20 protein-coding genes, 1 rRNA gene and 1 other annotated feature (1 of these 22 running past the window's edge) are annotated in these 20,114 nt (G+C 44.9%); of the genes, 18 read left to right on the top strand and 3 right to left on the bottom strand.

Annotation, left to right across the window (positions count from 1 at the left end):
• Window positions 1-239: a binding site (T-box leader), on the top strand (it extends 17 nt beyond the left edge of the window).
• A 57-nt stretch (window positions 240-296) separates the two neighbouring features.
• From INF29_RS07785 to hcp, 10 genes are all read left to right on the top strand, one after another.
• Entirely contained in the window at window positions 297-1,328 is a 1,032-nt protein-coding gene (locus tag INF29_RS07785) for a methionine ABC transporter ATP-binding protein (protein WP_193485800.1), read from the top strand.
• Entirely contained in the window at window positions 1,325-2,002 is a 678-nt protein-coding gene (locus INF29_RS07780) for a methionine ABC transporter permease (RefSeq protein ID WP_072852029.1), read from the top strand. The genes INF29_RS07785 and INF29_RS07780 overlap by 4 nt, the downstream gene beginning before the upstream one ends.
• A 74-nt stretch (window positions 2,003-2,076) precedes the next feature.
• On the top strand, window positions 2,077-2,949 hold the full coding sequence (locus INF29_RS07775) for a MetQ/NlpA family ABC transporter substrate-binding protein (RefSeq protein ID WP_193485798.1): 873 nt from the start codon (window positions 2,077-2,079) through the stop codon (window positions 2,947-2,949).
• A gap of 70 nt (window positions 2,950-3,019) precedes the next feature.
• Window positions 3,020-4,207 (top strand): amidohydrolase, encoded by a 1,188-nt coding sequence (locus INF29_RS07770; protein WP_193485796.1) that lies wholly within the window; start codon window positions 3,020-3,022, stop codon window positions 4,205-4,207.
• A gap of 154 nt (window positions 4,208-4,361) precedes the next feature.
• Window positions 4,362-5,996, top strand: a complete 1,635-nt coding sequence (locus INF29_RS07765) for an esterase-like activity of phytase family protein (RefSeq protein ID WP_193485794.1) — start codon at window positions 4,362-4,364, stop codon at window positions 5,994-5,996.
• A 302-nt stretch (window positions 5,997-6,298) separates the two neighbouring features.
• On the top strand, window positions 6,299-6,622 hold the full coding sequence (locus INF29_RS07760) for a hypothetical protein (RefSeq protein ID WP_191344970.1): 324 nt from the start codon (window positions 6,299-6,301) through the stop codon (window positions 6,620-6,622).
• Between the two features lie 55 nt (window positions 6,623-6,677).
• Window positions 6,678-7,646 (top strand): Gfo/Idh/MocA family protein, encoded by a 969-nt coding sequence (locus INF29_RS07755; RefSeq protein WP_193485791.1) that lies wholly within the window; start codon window positions 6,678-6,680, stop codon window positions 7,644-7,646.
• A gap of 174 nt (window positions 7,647-7,820) precedes the next feature.
• Entirely contained in the window at window positions 7,821-8,825 is a 1,005-nt protein-coding gene (locus tag INF29_RS07750) for a LacI family DNA-binding transcriptional regulator (protein WP_193485789.1), read from the top strand.
• 246 nt (window positions 8,826-9,071) lie between these two features.
• Window positions 9,072-9,413, top strand: coding sequence for a cupin domain-containing protein (locus tag INF29_RS07745; RefSeq protein ID WP_072853447.1), 342 nt, complete (start codon window positions 9,072-9,074; stop codon window positions 9,411-9,413).
• Window positions 9,414-9,446: 33 nt separating this feature from the next.
• Window positions 9,447-11,072, top strand: a complete 1,626-nt coding sequence (gene hcp, locus INF29_RS07740) for a hydroxylamine reductase (RefSeq protein WP_408626514.1) — start codon at window positions 9,447-9,449, stop codon at window positions 11,070-11,072.
• 141 nt (window positions 11,073-11,213) lie between these two features.
• Here the strand turns inward: hcp and INF29_RS07735 are convergent, their stop codons facing one another.
• Entirely contained in the window at window positions 11,214-12,404 is a 1,191-nt protein-coding gene (locus INF29_RS07735; RefSeq protein ID WP_193485786.1) for a hypothetical protein, read from the bottom strand.
• Window positions 12,405-12,540: 136 nt separating this feature from the next.
• On the opposite strand from INF29_RS07735, the gene INF29_RS07730 reads away from it, so the two are divergent.
• Both INF29_RS07730 and INF29_RS07725 read left to right on the top strand, forming a co-directional pair.
• The gene (locus INF29_RS07730; protein ID WP_330391258.1) at window positions 12,541-12,834 is read left to right on the top strand and encodes a DUF2089 family protein; all 294 of its coding nucleotides are present in this window, start codon (window positions 12,541-12,543) and stop codon (window positions 12,832-12,834) included.
• A 2-nt stretch (window positions 12,835-12,836) separates the two neighbouring features.
• Window positions 12,837-13,142, top strand: coding sequence for a hypothetical protein (locus INF29_RS07725; protein ID WP_193485784.1), 306 nt, complete (start codon window positions 12,837-12,839; stop codon window positions 13,140-13,142).
• 41 nt (window positions 13,143-13,183) lie between these two features.
• On the opposite strand, the gene INF29_RS07720 is transcribed toward INF29_RS07725, so the two are convergent.
• Both INF29_RS07720 and lexA read right to left on the bottom strand, forming a co-directional pair.
• Window positions 13,184-15,121 (bottom strand): NAD(+) synthase, encoded by a 1,938-nt coding sequence (locus INF29_RS07720; RefSeq protein ID WP_207728139.1) that lies wholly within the window; start codon window positions 15,119-15,121, stop codon window positions 13,184-13,186.
• Between the two features lie 11 nt (window positions 15,122-15,132).
• Complete coding sequence (gene lexA, locus INF29_RS07715; RefSeq protein WP_072853455.1) at window positions 15,133-15,750, bottom strand: transcriptional repressor LexA; 618 nt, start codon at window positions 15,748-15,750, stop codon at window positions 15,133-15,135.
• 182 nt (window positions 15,751-15,932) lie between these two features.
• Between lexA and yneA the strand changes: the two genes are divergently transcribed.
• The 6 genes from yneA to INF29_RS07685 all read left to right on the top strand — a co-directional run.
• Complete coding sequence (gene yneA / locus INF29_RS07710; RefSeq protein ID WP_193485782.1) at window positions 15,933-16,256, top strand: cell division suppressor protein YneA; 324 nt, start codon at window positions 15,933-15,935, stop codon at window positions 16,254-16,256.
• Window positions 16,257-16,678: 422 nt separating this feature from the next.
• The gene (locus tag INF29_RS07705; RefSeq protein ID WP_191345063.1) at window positions 16,679-17,137 is read left to right on the top strand and encodes an NfeD family protein; all 459 of its coding nucleotides are present in this window, start codon (window positions 16,679-16,681) and stop codon (window positions 17,135-17,137) included.
• A gap of 29 nt (window positions 17,138-17,166) precedes the next feature.
• Window positions 17,167-18,174 carry a flotillin-like protein FloA gene (floA, locus tag INF29_RS07700; RefSeq protein ID WP_072853461.1) on the top strand — a complete coding sequence of 336 codons (1,008 nt, stop codon included), beginning with the start codon at window positions 17,167-17,169 and terminating at the stop codon, window positions 18,172-18,174.
• Between the two features lie 91 nt (window positions 18,175-18,265).
• A complete protein-coding gene (locus INF29_RS07695) occupies window positions 18,266-19,066 on the top strand; it encodes an EcsC family protein (RefSeq protein WP_072853463.1) in 801 nt (266 codons plus the stop codon).
• Between the two features lie 75 nt (window positions 19,067-19,141).
• Window positions 19,142-19,288 carry a hypothetical protein gene (locus tag INF29_RS07690; protein WP_159432909.1) on the top strand — a complete coding sequence of 49 codons (147 nt, stop codon included), beginning with the start codon at window positions 19,142-19,144 and terminating at the stop codon, window positions 19,286-19,288.
• Window positions 19,289-19,908: 620 nt separating this feature from the next.
• Window positions 19,909-20,114, top strand: a 16S ribosomal RNA gene (locus INF29_RS07685); the annotation flags it as partial.

The raw sequence follows: 20,114 nt of genomic DNA, 5'->3' as shown, positions 1-20,114 counted from the left end.
AAGAGTAGTTGGCAGAATACCTTTCAGAGAGTTTCCGATTGGTGGGAAGGAAACAGGGATATGTTGATGAAGATGGTCTTGGAGTCGTATGGTCGAGCCAGTGGGGTTAGATCATAACGGGCGCACCCGTTACAGTGCCAGAGTATAACCCGTTTTTGTCGGGCGTACTTGTTGAGGTCTGCTTCGTGAGGAGCGGATGAATTTAGGTGGTACCACGAAATAATGCTTTCGTCCTAATGTGCATGAATATGCAATAGGACGGAAGCTTTTTTTATTGCCGAAAGGAGAAAATATACATGATAAAGTTGGAGAAGGTAAGCAAAACCTTCCGCACCGGCAGCGGAGAAGTCCACGCCGTAAGGGAGGTAAGTTTGAATATTGAACAGGGTAAGATTTTTGGTATCATCGGGTTTTCTGGTGCCGGAAAATCCACACTGGTACGATGCATCAACCTGTTGGAACGTCCCACAGAAGGTACTGTGACCGTAGACGGCACGGAACTGACAAAGCTGGATGAAAAACGGCTGCGGGAAGTACGCAGAAAGATTGGTATGATCTTCCAGCATTTCAATCTGCTTCGTTCCAGAACCGTATATGACAACATCGCCTTTCCACTGAAGAAAAGCAATTTGTCCAAAGAGGAAAAACACAAGAAAATTTTATCTCTGCTGGAACTGGTTGGGCTGTCTGATAAAAAAGACGCTTATCCTTCTCAGCTTTCCGGTGGTCAGAAACAGAGAGTTGCCATTGCCAGAGCATTGGCCAATGACCCTAAAGTGCTGCTGTGTGACGAAGCTACCAGCGCGCTGGACCCTCAGACCACAAAATCCATTTTGCACCTGCTGAAACAGGTCAATGAAAAACTGGGTATCACCATTGTAATCATCACCCATGAAATGGCAGTGGTCAAAGACATTTGTGACCGGGTAGCCATCATGGAACTGGGACGTGTGGTGGAAGAAGGCGCCACAGAGGATGTATTTGTTCATCCCAAAGAAAAAGTTACCAAAGACTTTATCAGCACCGCCGGCAATGTGGATAAGATTTATGAACTCATCGATGAAGGCAACGACCTGACAAAACTGCAGGAAGGCGAAAAAATGGTAATGTTGACCTATTCCGCTAACAACGCAGGGGAGCCGGTGATTTCTTATCTGGCAGAAGCCTTTGATGTGAAAGCCAACATCATTTACGGCAACATCGACATCCTGAAAGGCAAGACCATCGGGAAACTGGTTGTGACCCTCAGCGGAAAGCCGGAAAACATGGAAAAAGCATTGGCATATATCGAAGAAAGAAAAGTAGAACTGGAGGTCATTAAGGCATGAATATCTTATATCAAATCGCACCGAATCTGGAAGCCCTGGGTTCGGAACTTGTAAAATGTATCGGGCAGACCTTCCAGATGCTCATCATCTCCGGTGTCATCGCCTTTGTATTGGGTCTGTTTTTAGGGGTGCTGCTTATCGTTACCAAAAGCGACGGCATCATGGCAAACCCGGTATTGTATAAAATTCTGGATAAGATCATCGACGTGATCCGTTCCATCCCCTTTATCATTCTGATGGTGCTGCTGATTCCTGTAAGCCGTGCCATTGTAGGCACAGGTTCCGGTGTTACCGGTTCTTATGTAGCACTGATTGCAGGTACTGTTCCATTCTTTGCCAGACAGATTGAATCCGTACTGGCGGATGTGGACTACGGTCTGGTGGAAGCCAGCGCTTCCATGGGATTTTCTCCACTGGAAATCATTTTCAGTGTATATCTGAAAGAAAGCATCCCTGGTATTACCCGTGTGACCATGATTACTTTTGTCAGCCTCATCGGTATCACAGCTATGGCTGGTGCCATTGGTGCCGGCGGTCTGGGGGACTTTGCCATCCGTTACGGTTACCAGATGGGTTACCGTGATATGATTTGGGTAACTGTTATTATCATTCTGATCATCATCAGTGTGATTCAGGGTGTGGGCAATCTCATCATTCGGAGAACCACACATTGACATTGCTTTGAAATGGGAAACTATTTTAAGGATATAGAACATAAATTGTAACATAAGAAAGGGAGTAGAAAACTATGAAGAAAAATGCGAAAAAATGGATTGCAGCAGCTTTGGCAACAGCAGCAACAGTATCTCTGACCGCTTGCGGCGGCAGTGCAGACACACAGGAAGCAACAGCAGACAGCGGCGAAACCACTGTTGTAAAAGTTGGTGTGGTTGGGGAATACAACGCTCAGTGGGATACCATCAATGAACTGCTGGCAGATGACAGCATTCAGGTGGAACTGGTAAAATTCACAGACTATGCAGCACCTAACCGTGCACTGAACGATGGTGAAATTGACCTGAACGCATTCCAGCACAAAGCATTCCTGGCAAATGATATTGAACAGAAAGGTTATGACATCGTAGACATCGGCGATACCATCATCGCACCTCTGGGTATCTACAACAACAAAGACAAGATTTCTTCCATTGAAGACATCAAAGACGGCGATGTCATCGCGATCCCCAGCGACCTGACAAACGGCGGTCGTGCACTGAAACTGCTGGAAGCAGCTGGTCTGATTGAATGTGACCCTGCAAAAGGCGTTGTTCCTACAAAAGCAGACATTACAAAATACAACAAACAGATTGAAATCATGGAAGCAGAATCCGCAACACTGGCAAACCTGCTGCCTGACTGCGCAGCAGCTGTTATCAACGGCGGCAATGCTTACACAGCAGGTCTGAATCCTGTGACAGACACCATCTTTGTAGAAGATGTAAACCCCGAAACAAACGCAGCAGTATCTGATCTGGTAAATGTCATTGCTGCTCGTACAGAAGATAAAGACAACGAAGTATACAAAAAAATCGTAGAAGCTTACCAGACACCCGAAGTACAGAAAACCATTGAAGACGAATACCAGGGCGCATTTGTATGTGCATGGGAAGGCGCAGAATAATCTCAAAGAACACAAGAGCAGGTCGGAATGCCCGACCTGTTTTCTTTGAAGGGCAGAAAGGATGAAATTTATGGCAGTAAAACCTTATGTATTGGCTGAACAAGCATATTTGACAGATTTGCGGCGGCATTTTCACGCACACCCGGAGGTAAGCCTCAAGGAATATGAAACATGCAAGAAAATCGAAGCGGAATTGGACAGCATGGGGATTCCTCACAAACGCATTGGAGAAACAGGTGTGTACGGCTGGATTGACGGGAAGAAAGCAGGAGACGGCGTAACCGTTGCCCTGCGAGCAGATATTGACGCACTGGCAATGGATGACTTAAAAGAAGTGCCTTACCATTCCCAAAACGCAGGTGTTTGCCATGCCTGCGGACATGATGCCCATACAGCAACACTGCTGACTGCGGCAAAAATTCTGAAAGCAAAAGAAAATGAATTTTCTGGTCAGGTGCGTTTGTTCTTCCAGCAGGCAGAAGAAATCGGCCAGGGTGCCAGACAGTTTGTGCAGGCAGGTCTGCTGGATGGTGTGACCCGTGTATTTGGTGCCCATGTGACAAGTCATCTGGACAGCGGAAAGATTTCTCTGACAGCTGGTCCTCAGAATGCAAGCTGTGACTACTTTAAAATTCAGATTCATGGCAAAGGCGCTCACGTTTCTACACCACAGTTGGGGGTAGACGCGCTGTATATCGCATCTCAGATTGTGGTACAGCTTCAGACCATCGTTTCCAGAAATACAGACCCTCTGGAAACCGTTGTGGTTGGCGTTGGTAAATTAGAGGCAGGTACCCAGTACAACATCGTAGCAGAACATGCCGTGCTGGAAGGCACTACCCGCAGTTTTCTGCCGGAAGTACGGAAATTCACCAATGACCGCGTGGTAAGAATTGCGAAAGAAACAGCTGCATTGTATGGTGCGGAAGCGGAAGTGGAATTTTTGGATTTTGCGGCACCTCTGGTAAATGATGCAAAGGCAGTAGAAGAAGTAACTGCTGTGACAGCAGAATTTTTGCCGAGAGAAGATATCATTTCTGATTTCCAGAAAGCATTGGGTGCCGATGACTTTGCCGATTATCTGGCAGTGACAAGAGGGATGTATGCTTTTGTGGGCACCAGAAGTGCTAAGGACCCGCATACAGCCGTTGCTCATCACCATGGTTTGTTTGACGTGGATGAGGAAGGATTGCTTATTTCCTGCAATGTATATGTAGATTATGCCCTTTGGGTATTAAATGAAAAACCAGAAGCATAAAACAGAGAGAAAAGCCTGAACAGTGAAAGCTGAGGGCTTTTCTTTTTTATGAGAAAAAATGGTTTACAGAGATTTTACATGACCTTTATGGTTTTTTGACAGAAACATGTTTTAATGGCATTGTTGGGAAACAGAAAGAGGAGGTTATGTAACAATGAAAAAAAGAGTATTTACAGCGGCTTTGCTGACAGCGATGGTTTTGCAGAGCATCCCTGCCTTTGCTGCGGAATATGAAGCAACAGCTTATGATGTATCCATTGCGGACGAATTAAAAGTGCCCTTTGCCGATTCCAAAGAGGGGTATTTTGAAGGCGGTCTGGTGACTGGTTTCGGTTCCGCAGTGACATTCAAAGGCTATAATGAAGCAGGTGAAATGCAGTTTTATGCAGTGACAGACAGAGGTCCCAATGCGGATGCACCCAAGTATGAAAAAGACGGAATACAGACAGAAGCAAAGATTTTCCCTTGCCCGGAATTTACCCCCAGCATTGGGATTGTGACTATTAAGGATAATGGCGCTGTTGTGGATGAAGCCATTACACTGAAAGATGCAGAAGGAAACGAAATTTCCGGTCTGCCTCTGGAACCCGGTCAGGTTGGGGCAACGGGAGAAAGAGCACTGGATATGCAGCTCAATGATATCGGCTATGATAATGAAGGTCTGGACACAGAAGGCATTGCCGTAGATGCAGACGGTAATTTCTGGCTGTGTGACGAATATGGTCCTTTTATTGTAAAGACAGATGCCAATGGTAAGATTCTGGAAAAATATGCGCCCGGTGAAGGTTTGCCGGAAATTTTGCAGTACCGTATTCCTAACAGAGGTTTTGAAGGTTTGACCATCACACCCAATGGTACAGTGATGGCTTCTGTGCAGAGTGTACTGGATGTAAACGGCGAAACAGACGACACTGCTTGCTTTACCAGAATTGTGGCTCTTGACCCTGAAACAGGTGATACAAAAATGTATGCGTATCCTGTAGATTTGAGCCAGTACAGCGCACCTTCCAACTGCAAGATTGGTGATATTTATGCAGTGGATGATGACACACTGCTGGTCATTGAACAGGGCAAACTGGCAGACAAGACCATGTCTAATAAAATTTATCAGGTGGATTTGTCCAAAGCTACAGACATTTCTGACATGACTGTAGACGGTAAGGCATTGGAATATGCTTCTGCAGAAGAATTGCAGGATGATGTTGTGTTCGCGGAAAAAGAACTGCTGCTGGATTTGCGTGATTATGGTTGGACAGCAGAAAAAGCGGAAGGTTTATGCATGGTAGATGAAAATACCATTGCAGTCATCAATGACAATGACTTTGGCATTGTTACCGTAACAGAAGATGCTGCAAACGAAGACGCTGACATTACCGACTATGTATACGACGCAGCAACAGGCACATTTACAAAAGACGGCACAGCAGCAGACGTGAAGGTTTCCATTGGGGAAAACACAGAACCTGCACAGATTTGGACATTCCAGAAAACAGAAGAACCTGCAGCAGAAACTTCCTATATCAGCATCCGCAACGGTGTATTGCAGGCACAGGAAGGCGGCAAGACATACGGTGTGGATTTTGACAGCGAAAAACAGCAGGTTGTATTGACAACGGGTGGCACATATATAGCAACAGGCAAAGAAGATACCCAGAAAACTTTGACAGAAGTGGGGGAAGCATCTGCCTGGAAAATTGTGCTGGATGGCACAGCGCTGGATATTCCCGTATATCATATCAATGGTTATAACTATGTAGACCAGCAGGCTTTGGAAGCAGCACTGGCATAAAAAGGCTCATACGCAATCAATATACCCATACAAGAAAAAGGCTTTGCCCAAAGCAACTTCCCCTTAAGAAAACATTGATTTTTCTTTTCCTTGATTTCTTAAGGGGAATTGCGACGGCTGTCTTCAGAAGAAAACATACCCAATATAATCTCAGTAAAAATAAGAAAGCTGAAATCCTTTGTATGATAAGGATTTCAGCTTTCTTTGTTTTCTTATGAAGATGCCCCATGGAGCAGGGCTTTTTTCTTGTGAAAAAACAAAATCCTGTGGTACAATGTTAAAAAAAGATTGGGGGATAAGAGATGAAAAAAACACCTTGGATGTTGGGATACTGGACATTGCTGCGGATGTCTATCAGAATGAAAAAGAAATTGCCAGTATATATGCCCACAAGAGAATTTATTGACGGGTGCTGGAGATTGGCGTTTTTGGATGATATGGTCTGCCGTCATGAGTTGGACGGTGTAGTGATCAAAGGGGAGCCTATTGTTTTTCCGCCGAAAAAGGAATCTATTCCTTATCGGTATAAGCTTTTTTTGGAAATGTACGGGGAAGATACGGCAGAGGTATGGAAAAAAGCATACGGTAAAACATGGAAGCGGGCAAAGGCATTGAGGGAAAAATGACAATGTGATATACTAAAGGCATGTATTTAAACAAAGACAAAGAGGAGGTTTTCAAATGAAGATCGGTATTTTGGGCCCGGGGAATATTGCGGAAAAAATGGCATACACCATCAATCATATGGAGGATGCCCAGTGTTATGCCGTTGCATCCAGAGATTTGGAACGGGCAAAGGCATTTGCGGAAAAATTCGGCATTCCTAAGGCGTATGGTTCTTATGAAGAATTGGCAAAAGATCCGGATGTGGAACTGATTTATATTGCGGTGCCGCATTCTCATCACTATATGTATATGAAAATGTGTCTGGAACACGGAAAACCTGTATTGTGTGAAAAAGCCTTTACAGCAAATGCTGCCCAGGCAAAAGAAATTCTGGAACTGTCCAAGGAAAAAGACGTATTTGTTGGAGAAGCCATTTGGACAAGATACATGCCTTCCAGAAAAATCATTGATGATGCCATTGCAGCAGGCAAAATCGGGGAAGTCAATTTTGTAACGGCAAATCTGGGATATAATATCCAGCATGTACGCCGTTTGACAGACCCGGAACTGGCTGGTGGTGCGCTGTTGGACGTAGGGATTTATCCTTTGTCCTTTATTGCTATGATTCTGGGGGATGAAGTGGCAAGCATCACTTCTTCCTGCGTGAAAACAGAAACAGGCGTAGACGCACAGAATGCTGTTATCCTTACATACAAAAACGGAAAAATGGCCATTGCCCACAGCGGTATGCTGGGACCTACAGAACAGTTTGGCATTGTCTACGGTTCCAAAGGGTATTTGGTTGCGGAAAATATCAACAATGTTGACCGCGTCTGCATTTATGACAATGACAGAAAACTGGTGGAAGCCATTGATATGCCGGAACAGATTACCGGTTTTGAAGATGAAGTACGTGCATCTATGAAAGCCATTCGGGAAGGCAAAATCGAATGTGAACAGATGCCGCACAGCGAAATTCTGCGGATGATGGAACAGATGGACAGCCTGCGGGAAGCATGGGGCATTCGGTATCCTTTTGAATAAGAAAAGAAGAACATGGAAAAGATAGACTGTATGGATGCATGCAGTCTATTTTTTTGAGGAAAAATTACGAAATTCTAAGAAAACTTTTCCTTTCCATACTTTTCTTTATGATGAATTTATAGTATAATTCTGTAGAATATTTGTATACGATGGTTTGAGAATAAGGGTGAATATATGGCGACTTTAAAAGATATTGCGGCATTAGCCGGTGTCTCGCCTTCTACTGTTTCCCGTGTTTTGCAGGAAGATGCTACATTGTCGGTGACGGAGCAAACAAGGGAGAGAATCCGGCAGGCGGCACAGGAGCTCGGTTATGTGAAGCCGCAAAGAAAAAATATACAAAAAAATGTATCGAATGAAAGTAGGAAATATTGCGTAGGCATTGCCCAGATGGCTGTACAGGAAACACCTGAAGAGTGGTATTGTATGGTTTTGAAAAATGCTGTGGAGCAGGCTTGTTTTGCCAGAAATCTGGAAACAGTACCATTGTTTTTGGCAGAGGGATTGTCTGCAAAAGAAATTGGCAGAGAACTGCAGGGTATCATTGCCATTGGCGTTTTTCCAGAATATATGATTGAGCAGCTGCGGACATATACGGAAAACATTGTCTTTTTAGGGGATGGTCCCGACGACAGCAAATATTACAGTGTTGTGCCACATCATACTTTAGCCATTGAGTTGGCGCTGAATCATTTGTTGGTTAACGGACACCGGAAAATTGCGTTTATTGGCAGCAAAAATAAAAAAGAAGCTGCTTTATTTGAAATGCAGATGTTTGCCTTCCTCCATGCCATGTCATGCAAAGGAGAAGTTGGCAGCATTGTGGAATACGGCGGCAGTCAGGAAGAAGTGAAATCTTCTTTGAAAGATATGTGCGAACGTATTCAACCGACAGCTTTGCTGTTGGGAGCAGGGGTATCTGCCGGTGCGGTTGTGTATACACTGCGGGAAATGGGCATTTCCATACCAGAGGATATGAGTGTTGTGGCTTGCAGCATGACCAGACAACAGGATTGTTACGGTATTCCCCTAACAGCAGTACAGATCATGCGTCAGGAAATGGCAGAAGCGGCATTGTTTTGGCTGGAGCAAATGTGGGCTGGAGATCAATATCCCAAAAAGGCACTGGTACCAAGCAAACTGGAAGACAGAGGCAGCGTGCGCTCACTGCTTTCCTAACTTAAAATTTTGTTGAAAATATACTTGTTTTTGAATTTCCAAAGGGAAATGGTATTTTGAGTATATGGAATAGAAAGAATAGAAAGCTGAAATCCTATGATAAGGGTTTCGGCTTTTTTGTTTTTTGTGAAAGGATTCAAAAAAGAAATACTTCTTATTTTGTTGGAAAAACAACGGAAATGAACATGGCTTTGTCATAAAATAGAGCCGTAGAAAACAATAGGATTTCAAAAGGAGGCGGAAGCCATGGGATATATCAAAAACATTCCACATGAAAATAGATTGCGTCTGGCGGAACAGGTCAGCATTCAGCCGGGACAGGTGGTCAGCAAAACGCTGGCACAGAATAAAGCAGTTAGTTTGACTATTTTTGCATTTGATAAGGATGAAGAAATCAGTACCCATGCATCTCATGGGGATGCCATGGTGACAGTGCTGGAAGGCACCGGAAAATTTACGGTAGACGGCAAAGAATATATTTTGGAAGCAGGGGAAACACTGGTAATGCCAGCAGGAAAACCCCATGCCGTTTATGGTCAGGAAGCATTCAAAATGTTATTAACAGTTATTTTTCCTTTGGAAGGATAAAAGATAGATGAAAAGGAGAGAAGAATGATGAATATGTTTTGTTTTCAGTGTCAGGAAACAGCAGGCTGCAAAGGCTGCACAAGAGTGGGGGTATGCGGGAAAAGCGCGCAGACAGCAGGCTTGCAGGATTTATTGATTTATGTGACAAAGGGGCTTTCCGATGTGGCAACAAAGCTGCGGAAAGCAGGTAAAAAAGTTGGAACAGATGTGAACCATCTGGTGACAGAAAATTTGTTCATCACCATTACAAACGCTAACTTTGATGATGAAAAAATTACAGCACGCATTGTGGACACATTGGCTTGTAAAGAAGCATTGCTGGCAGAATTGGGCAGTGATGCAGGTTTGACAGAAGCTGCAAAATGGAACGGAACAGAAGAAACTTTTGCGGAAAAAGCCGCACAGGTAGGCGTTCTTTCCACAGAAAATGAAGATATCCGCAGTCTACGGGAAATGATTGTGTATGGTCTGAAAGGCATGGCTGCTTACAGCAAACATGCAAACGCACTGGGCAAGGAAAGCGAAGCCATTGATGCATTCCTGCAGGAAACACTGGCAAAAACATTGGATGACAGTCTGGATGTGGAAGCACTGGTGGCATTGACTATGGAAACAGGCAAATATGGCGTAGACGCCATGGCAATGCTGGATGAAGCAAATACAACTGCTTACGGCAATCCACAGATGACAAAAGTTGCGCTGGGTGTACGGAAAAATCCTGGTATTCTGGTTTCCGGTCACGACCTGAGAGATTTGGAAATGCTGCTGAAACAGACAGAAGGCACAGGAGTAGACGTGTATACACACTCTGAAATGCTGCCTGCACACTACTATCCCGCATTCCAGAAATATAGCCGCTTTGCAGGCAACTACGGCAATGCATGGTGGAAACAGAAAGAAGAATTCGAAGCATTCAATGGTCCTGTGCTGTTGACCACAAACTGTCTGGTACCTCCCCTGGAAAGCTACAAAGACCGTGTGTATACCACTGGCGCAGTTGGTTTCCCCGGATGCAAACATATTCCCGGCGGCGTTGGAGAAGAAAAAGATTTCTCCGCATTGATCGCCCATGCGAAACAGTGCCCCGCGCCTACAGAACTGGAAACAGGTGAAATCGTTGGCGGTTTTGCACACCATCAGGTATTGGCTCTGGCAGACAAGATTGTAGAAGCCGTAAAGAGCGGCGCTATCAAGAAATTTGTGGTAATGGCTGGCTGTGATGGCCGCAGTCCCAAACGGAATTACTATACAGATTTCGCAAAGGCACTGCCCAAAGATACTGTGATTCTCACAGCAGGCTGTGCGAAATACAAATACAATAAACTGGATTTGGGCGACATCAACGGTATCCCTCGTGTGCTGGATGCTGGTCAGTGCAATGACAGCTACTCTCTGGCTGTGATTGCACTGAAGCTGAAAGAAGTGTTCGGTCTGGAAGATATCAATGATTTGCCCATCGTATATAACATTGCTTGGTATGAACAGAAAGCAGTTATCGTATTGCTGGCACTGCTGTATCTGGGTGTGAAGAATATCCATCTGGGTCCCACACTTCCCGCATTCCTTTCTCCCAATGTGGCAAAAGTGCTGGTGGAAAACTTCGGTATCGCAGGTATTGGTACTGTGGAAGAAGACATGGAACTGTTCTTCGGCGAATAAGAATGGAAAGATAGAATTTTTCAAAATACAGATTCCCCTTAAAAAATATATGAGATAAAATCTTCGTAAAAATAAGAAAGCTGGAACCCTTCATCTAGTAAGGATTTCAGCTTTCTTTATTTCTATAAAAGGATATTTGTATTAAGGCGTATCGTTTTCTATGGGCTCGCTTTTTTCATAAGCTGCCAGTCTTTCCTGCAAAGCATCCACCTGCGCTTTCCATTTTGCGTTGACGGCGGAAATTTCTTCGCTGCGCTGGGAAAGGAGGGTCCGCAGTTCTTCCAGTTCGTCATTCTTTTCCTCCCGTACTTGGGATGGGGCAGAAGCGGCGTATAACTGAGGCGGTGAAAGGGGCTGCGTATTTTCTGAAAAAATGGCAGGATGGAAATTGTTCTGCCTGTCGCCAATGGCTTCAGATGCAAAAGGATCAGATGCGCCTATGAATTCACCTTTCAGACTTTGCAGAGGGAAGGGGAATGTGCAGCGTTCCACAGGACCAATGGAAGTGCCGTTTTCACAGATACATCGCATAGGCAGACCGTTTGCGCACCAGAACAGTATGATCTTATCTTGCTGGCGATAAACCAGACAATGGTCGCAGGCAGAGCCGCTTTCCCAAAGGACGAAGGGACGTCCCACGGCAGAACCCTGTTTGCAGCGATAAACCACCTGATTGCGGAATAGGTTCCGGCTGAGATAGAGAATATGCATCTGCTGGTTGTCTTCCAGAATGGAAAAATCTGTGCAGGTACCCCCTGTCTGGATGAGAGGGGAAAGACTGCCTAGGGTGAAAGGAGAAAGTAGGATTTCCCGAGCACTAATGGTGCTGCGGTGGGAACGATAGTACAAAATCACATGATTTTCCCCTAACCTGCGTCCCAGAAAAGGTGCTCCCGGCAGAGGCAGAAAATGGTCGATTTGATATGGCGGCTGCCACTGTCCTTTCTGGAACAGGGCGTATTCCAAAATGTGATTGCCGCTTTGAGGCTGGGAAACGCCATAGAAAAGATGGAAAGCATCTTTTTGGGGCGCCATGAAACAATAGGTATTTTGCCATCGCTTGTCACCTGCCTGCCACAAAGGGCGTGGTTCCCACTGCATCAAGTCAGAGGAGGCAGACAATATGAGCCTTCCGTCGGTGGTGGGATAGAGCAGGTATGTATAAGATTCATACTGGCAAAGGGAAAAGGCAGAAACGCCTTCTGCGATACAAAAGGGGGTGTATCTGCCATCGGAAGTCTGTCTGCGGCACCACAAACGGTTATGCTCTAGGGAAAAAACAGCAATGTCCCCCTGTGGGGTTTTTAGATATTTCACATTGGGATTTTGCATGATTGACACTCCTGTCGTTTTTATCACTAGTATATGATAAAAAATAAAAAATAGAATTAATAAAATGAAAATAAAAATATATATTGACTTTAATAATATTAAATGTTATTTTAATAATATGAAAGGCGGTGAGGATGTGGAACGAATACCGGATTGGATCATGCAGTTGGAAGAAGAAGATTTGGCATTTATCAAAAATTTTGTACTGGCTTCTGGTTCTTTGAAAGAAATCGCAGGAATTTACGGCGTTACCTATCCTACGGTGAGATTACGGCTGGATAAACTCATCCAGAAAATACAGTTGACGGAACAGAAAGAACAGGAGCCTTATGTGCGGCTCATCAAAGAGCTGGCTATGGATGACAAATTGGATTTTGATACGGCGAAGCTGCTCATTACAGCATATCGGAAAGAGAAAGGAGAGAAGTAGGAATGGCAATGACTAATAGTGTATTGTGGATATTATTGATGGTATGGCTGGTGCCTTTTGCACTGTTCATTTTATTACAGATTTTTCTCTGTCGGAAAGAGAATAAGTGGCTGGGATTGATTTTACCGGCAATTTCGTTTTTAGGAAGTCTTGTTTTTTTGCTGCAGGCAACAAATGTGCGGGCAATGATACTCTCCTTTTTGGTATCAAACATTGGAACTGTCGTTTACCTGTTGATTTATGTTGGAATTAGGAGAAAAAAGAAGAAAAACAGCGATATGGATCAAATGAAAATTAAAGATTTGTAAAAGAAAAAGGAGTCCTTTTAGGGACTCCAATTTTATCAGGATTACAGTTTTTCCACTTCTTCCATCCATACACGGTTGAAAGCGTCGGAAGGCATCCGCCAGTCACTGCGAGGAGACAGGCAAAGGGCACCAACTTTGGGACCATCAGGCAGGCAGGAGCGTTTGAACTGCTGCACGAAGAAACGGCGATAGAAGTTTTTCAGCCACTTCAGCAGTGTTTCCCGGTCATAGCTGCCGTCGAAGGCGATTTCCGCCAGATACAGCACTTTTGCAGGGCGGAAGCCGAAACGGAGAATATGGAACAGGAAGAAATCGTGGAGTTCATAAGGCCCAACGAGGTCTTCTGTTTTCTGATTGATTTTGCCGTCTTTATCGGGAGGCAGAAGTTCCGGGCTGATGGGGGTATCCAGTACATCCAGCAGGATGCGGGAAGCGGTTTCGTCCACTGCTTTGGAATGAGCAACCCAGTTTACCAGTACCCGTACCAGTGTTTTGGGTACACCGGCGTTCACGCCATACATGGACATGTGGTCGCCGTTATAAGTTGCCCAGCCCAATGCCAGTTCGGACAGGTCGCCGGTACCAACTACCAGACCGTTTGTTTTGTTTGCCAGATCCATCAGAATCTGGGTACGTTCACGAGCCTGTGTGTTTTCGTATGTGACATCATGGATTTCGGGGTCATGTTCGATGTCCGCGAAATGCTGCAGAGCAGCGTTTTTGATGGAGATTTCTTTCATCTGGATGCCAAGAGAACGCATCAGTTCCAGTGCGTTATTGTATGTGCGGTCGGTGGTGCCGAAGCCGGGCATGGTAACGCCCAGAACGTGATCTCTGGACATACCAAGGTAATCACAGGCTTTGGCTGCAACCAGCAGTGCCAATGTGGAGTCCAGACCGCCGGAAATACCAATGACCAATGTGTTCGCATGGGCATGTTCCATACGGCGTGCCAGACCAGTTACCTGAATCTGGAAGATGTTCTGGCAGCGTGCGTCCAGATGGGCATCGTCCGGTGTGAAAGGTGCCGGAGAAATATGACGATCCAATTTGCCCAGAGGAGATTCTGTCATAGGGAAATGAATTTCACGATAGAATCGCTGTGCTTCGGGCTGAGAAAGCTGACCCATGAATGTGGTATGGTGGCGGCGTTCGTTGGCAAGGACTTCCAGGTCGATGTCTGCCGCAACCAGCTGGCTTTCTCTGGAGAAGGATTCTGTTTCACAAAGGAGAGTACCGTTTTCGCAGATGAGGCTGTGACCGCTGAAAACAGCGTCCTGTGTGGATTCGCCGATGCCTGCGGCAGCGTATACGTAAGCTGCCAGACAACGGGAAGACTGCTGAGCAACCAGCTGATGACGATACTGGGGTTTGCCTGCCAGTTCATTGCTGGCAGAAGCGTTCAGCAGCAGTGTAGCGCCGTAAAGGCTCTGGTAAGAGCTTGGAGGAATGGGTACCCACAGGTCCTCACAGATTTCCACGCCGATTTTCAGGAAAGGAATGCCGTCGGCTGCAAAGAGCAGGTCTGCGCCAATGGGAACCATCTGACCTGCGTAGGAGATTTCCTCACTGATCAGATCACCGGCAGATGCAAACCAGCGTTCTTCATAAAATTCGCTGTAGTTAGGGATAAAGGTTTTGGGAACCAGACCAAGGATTCTGCCCTGATGAAGCAGTGCTACACAGTTGAAAGTCTGGTTGTCTGCCATAACGGGAACACCGATGGCAATGACCATATCCAGTTCTGCTGTTTCCGCAGCGATTTCTTTCAATGCCTTCTCTGCTGCCTGAATGAGAGGAAGCTGGAAGAACAGGTCACCACAGGTGTAGCCTGTCAGTGCCAGTTCCGGGAAAGTCAGGACACGGATGCCTTTTTCATTTGCTTCGCGAATCAGTTTGAGGATTTCTTCTTTATTGGAAATACAATCGGCAAGTTTCAGCTGAGGAACAGCAGCGCCGATTTTGACATAACCGAACATAATTTCACTCCTTAGAATTTTCTGAATAGACCGATGACTTTGCCCAGGATTGTCACATCACGCACGATGATGGGATTCATAGATGCGTTCTGGGGCTGCAGGCGAACAAAGTCTTTTTCTCTGTAAAATGTTTTGACGGTGGCATAGTCTTCGATGAGGGCTACAACAATGTCACCATTAGAGGCGTTGCTCTGCTGGCGAACAAGGATCAAGTCCTTATCGAAAATACCAGCCTCTATCATACTATCCCCACGAACCTTCAGCATAAACACCGTATCGTTATGGACATAATCCACGGGAACAGGGAAGGTATCTTCAATGTTTTCCACGGCAAGGATGGGTGTGCCGGCGGTGATGTTGCCGACAATGGGCACCTGTACCAGTTCTCTTGTGGGAAGATCGGGATTATGGGGCGCTTCGTCCAGAATTTCAATGGCGCGGGGTTTGGTAGGGTCCCGACGAATATAGCCTTTTTTCTCCAGACGTGCCAGATGACCGTGAACAGTGGAGGTGGACTTGAGCCCAACGGCTTCACAAATCTCGCGGACGGAAGGCGGATAGCCTTTTTCCCGTACTTCTGCTTTCATATATTCTAAAATCTGCTGTTGTTTTGCGGATAAATCGTTCATGTATTCACTTCCTTGTAGATTGCCCAATGGGCAGAAAAATAGATGTAACCATATTGTAACATAGGAAGGGAACAAAATCAAACCTGTGTTCGTTAAAGTATAAAAAGTAGTTGACAAAGAATATATGTTCGTATATGATAAGAACAAATAGAAAATATGTTCGGCATTTAGGAGGGGTGAACATGGACGGAAGAAAAAGAAGACTCATGGTAAGAAGATCTAGAAAAGCAAGAAAGAATTTTTTGATTCTGCTGACAGTTGTACTGATTACAGGCATTGGAACCATCGCAATGGGGGCGCAGACACAGAAAACGGAGGAAGTCTACTATGAATCCGTTCTGATTCATTCCGGCGATACCCTGTGGGACATTGCGGCAGAGTATAAAGCAGACGGAGAAAAAACCGAACATATGGTTGGGAAAATTCAGAAATTAAACCAGATGCGTTCGGAACACATCCGTGCGGGCGAACGGATTCTGGTTCCTGTGACAAAAGAAGCAGTCTGAACAGAAGGGATTGTATGAACATGACAAAAGGCAGTTTCCGAAAGCAACGTCCTCTTAAGAAAATATTGATTTCTTAAGGGGAATTGCCAGGGCTTTCTTCGGTAGAAAACATATCAAATAAAATCTCAATAACATAAGGAAGCTGGAATCTTTTGTTATCATAAGGATTTCGGCTTTCTTTGTTTTCTCATGAAGATGCCCCAAAGCCGGAAAACTGCCTTTTTGGATTCTTACGCATTTTTTAATCTTTGCAAAACAGATATACATTTGTCTTTCGGTGTGATACAATAACTACATCAAAATCTTTTTGATATTTCGGTGAAAATCGAACAAACAGATAACGGATATGCTTTCTTATGGAGAAAAGTGGATGCAGATTTTTCATGGGAATGGATATGCTGTTGGAAAGGAAGGTGGAGCGTATGCTGCCTTGGATTATCCTGCTTTGCATCGTTGGATTGGCACTGGTATTTGCCGAAATGCTGATTCCTGGATTCGGTGTTTTTGGTATTTTGGGCAGTGTGTGTCTTTTGGGAACGGCGTTTCTGGTGGCAAAGGTTTATGGCATTACAGCGTTTTTGATTACGGTTGTTTTGCTGGTCATTGCTTTTGCATTGATGATCGTTCTGGCGAAAAAAAGCGGTTTTTATAACAAGGTTGTCCTGCGGGACAAACAGGAAGCCCAGGATTTTGACGAAAGTACATTGCAGGGCTTGCTGGGAGCAGAAGGTGTGACACAGACAACACTGCGACCTTTTGGCGTAGCTGATTTCCAGGGGAAGATGGTGGACGTATGTTCCAATGGGGATTTCATTGACCGCGGAAAGCGCGTGCGTGTAACACACATACAGGGAAAAACCGTGACAGTGGCAGAGTGTTAAGTAAATAAGGAAAAAGGGGATGAATCAGTATGGGATTTGATATTCTGGCGTTGATTGTGCCAATTATATTGATTTTAGTTGTTGTTGTGATCTTCTTGAGTTTTGTGCCTTTGGGGCTTTGGATTTCGGCAATTTCCGCCGGCGTAAAGGTGAGCATCTTTTCTTTGGTTGGGATGCGGCTCCGTCGGGTACGGGCAGATAAAATCATCCGCCCTCTGATTAAAGCCCAGAAAGCAGGCATGAATGTCAATGCGAACCAGCTGGAATCACATTTGCTTTCCGGTGGTCGTGTAGATAATGTCGTTGATGCTCTCATTGCGGCACACAGAGCCAATCTGGACTTGTCTTTTGAACGGGCAGCTGCCATTGACCTGGCAGGGAGAAACGTATTTGAAGCGGTGCGTATGAGCGTAACACCGAAGATTATCGAAACACCTTGGATTTCTGCTGTGGCTATTGACGGTATCGAAGTGAAGGTTATTGCAAAAGTTACCGTAAGAGCAAACCTAGGCAGACTGGTGGGCGGTGCCGGTGAAGAAACCATCATTGCAAGAGTCGGTGAAGGTATCGTTACAACCGTTGGTTCTTCTCAGAGCCATAAGAGTGTGCTGGAAAATCCTGACTTGATTTCCAGAACAGTTTTGGCAAAAGGTCTGGACAGCGGTACTGCATTTGAAATCCTTTCTATTGATATTGCGGATGTGGATATCGGCAGAAACATTGGCGCACATCTGCAGATCCAGCAGGCAGAAGCCGACAAACAGATTGCGCAGGCGAAAGCAGAAGAACGTCGTGCAACAGCAATCGCAATGGAACAGGAAATGAAAGCGGAAGTAGAACGCATGAAAGCAAAAGTTGTGGAAGCGGAAGCACAGGTGCCTATGGCTATGGCAGATGCTCTGCGCAGTGGGAACCTTGGCGTAATGGATTATTACAAATTCCAGAACGTACAGGCGGATACCAAAATGAAAACCAATTTTGCTGATACAGATCTGACAGGAGTTCTTCATAAAGAACCACCCAAAGATCAGAAATAATAGAAAAGGATAACATTAGAGAGGGAAGCGTTCTGGATAAAAGGAAGTGCTTTCCTCTTTTTCAAATAGAAGAAACGGAAGGCGATGAGATATGAAAATCAAAAACGGCATTGAGCGGGAACTGGGGAAGATCAAACGAAAGGAAGACCGTTTTCTGCGGGAAGAACCGAAAAAGGAAAATGAGAAGCTGGAAAGCGTAAAAGGTAAAATAAAAGAAAAGATTCCGCCGAAACTGGTGGATACATTGAATAAAGCTTTCACAAAAGCTTTCTATCTGGTGTTTGAAAAGGGAACAGCGGTGGTGGAGAAAACATTCCGCAAAGAGGACTTGAGTTTAGAATTTTCCGTAAATGATTTTCGGGTGCAGAAAAGTCCGACAGGGCAATCTGTGAGAAAGGTAGATCGACTTGCCAAGAAAAGCGGATTGGTCAATGCGTGTATTACCACAGCAGAAGGTGTTGGTTTGGGGCTTTTGGGCGTTGGTCTGCCGGATATCCCTCTTTTTATTGGCGTATTGATGAAAGGATTGTATGAAACGGCGACAAGTTATGGATACAGCTACGAAACAGAAGCGGAACGTGTATTTTTGCTGCGGCTCATCCGTGGAGCGCTGGCTTCTCCTGAAAATCGTAAGGAAGCTGATGAGGAAGTAGAAGAATGGATTCGGAAGAATGGAAAGGCTTCTATGTCATATGTATTTTCCGATGAAATTGAAAAAACAGCGGCGAGCCTTTCTATGACTATGCTGACTGCGAAGTTTATCCAAGGTCTGCCAGTGGTAGGCGCTGCAGGCGGATTGATGAATCCGGTGATCTATCGGAAGATACAGAAATACGCGGCAAGAAAGTATAAAAAAAGATATTTGCTGGAGTGTCAAGAAAAACGTGTATAAACAAAACCAAACGGGTCATACTAGGAGTGCAAGGGAAAACGGACTTGCAACTATAGACCGGGGAGGTTTCAAAACATGGAAAACATGAAGAAAAACAATGAAAAGAAACAGGAAAAAAGCATGAACAGAACTGAATTTGCCCAGGAATACAGCATGGATCACTGCAAATCCAACGGCAAACAGGCTGAAAAACAGCAGAAAACAAAGAACTCCAAAGCGTGAGGAAGAGAGAGTGCTTCTAAATAAAGGAGCACTCTTTTCCTAACAAATAAAAAAAGTGTCGGATTGTACGAGATAAAGTACTTGACGAAGCGGAGGAATCTTGGTAATATATGCAAGCACCACTGCTCCGGCAGATGGGACGCAAAACAACAGCATCGAAAGAAATAAAAAGCACTTAAAAAAGTACTTGACGGCGAAAAGAAAGTCTGGTAAGATAATCAGGCGTCGCTAAGAAAACGATGCAACAAAATAGAATATCAGAAAGCTTGCTTTCAAAAATCTCTGAAAAGTATTTAAAAAAGTACTTGACAGAATGAAACAAGCCTGATAAAATGAAAAAGCTGACACCGCAAACGGTGTGAGCGATAAACAAGACTGATCCTTGAAAACTAAACAGCAGAAATAAACTTACAACCCATAGTCAATTCGGTCAGTGAGTTTCGAACCGTTTATGGAGCGACCGACCTAACACTGCAAAGTGTCAGAGGAAGCGGAATGGTGAGAAACGAACGGTTTTTCGCAAAGTGAAAAAGACGACATCTGACAAAAATAATGACAAGAGTTTGCCGGTTTCGAAAAAACCGGAGGATAGCCAGATTGACTGGCTAGGCATTAAACTTTAATATAAGAGTTTGATCCTGGCTCAGGATGAACGCTGGCGGCGTGCTTAACACATGCAAGTCGAACGAAGATATTTAGAATGAGAGCTTCGGCAGGATTTTTATCTATCTTAGTGGCGGACGGGTGAGTAACGTGTGGGCAACCTGCCCTGTACTGGGGAATAATCATTGGAAACGATGACTAATACCGCATGTGGTCCTCGGAA

The sequence above is a fragment of the Anaerotignum lactatifermentans genome, assembly GCF_014982935.1.
In the GTDB taxonomy this organism is placed as follows: Bacteria; Bacillota; Clostridia; order Lachnospirales; family Anaerotignaceae; genus Anaerotignum; species Anaerotignum lactatifermentans.
This window is presented reverse-complemented; position numbering and strand designations above follow the sequence as displayed.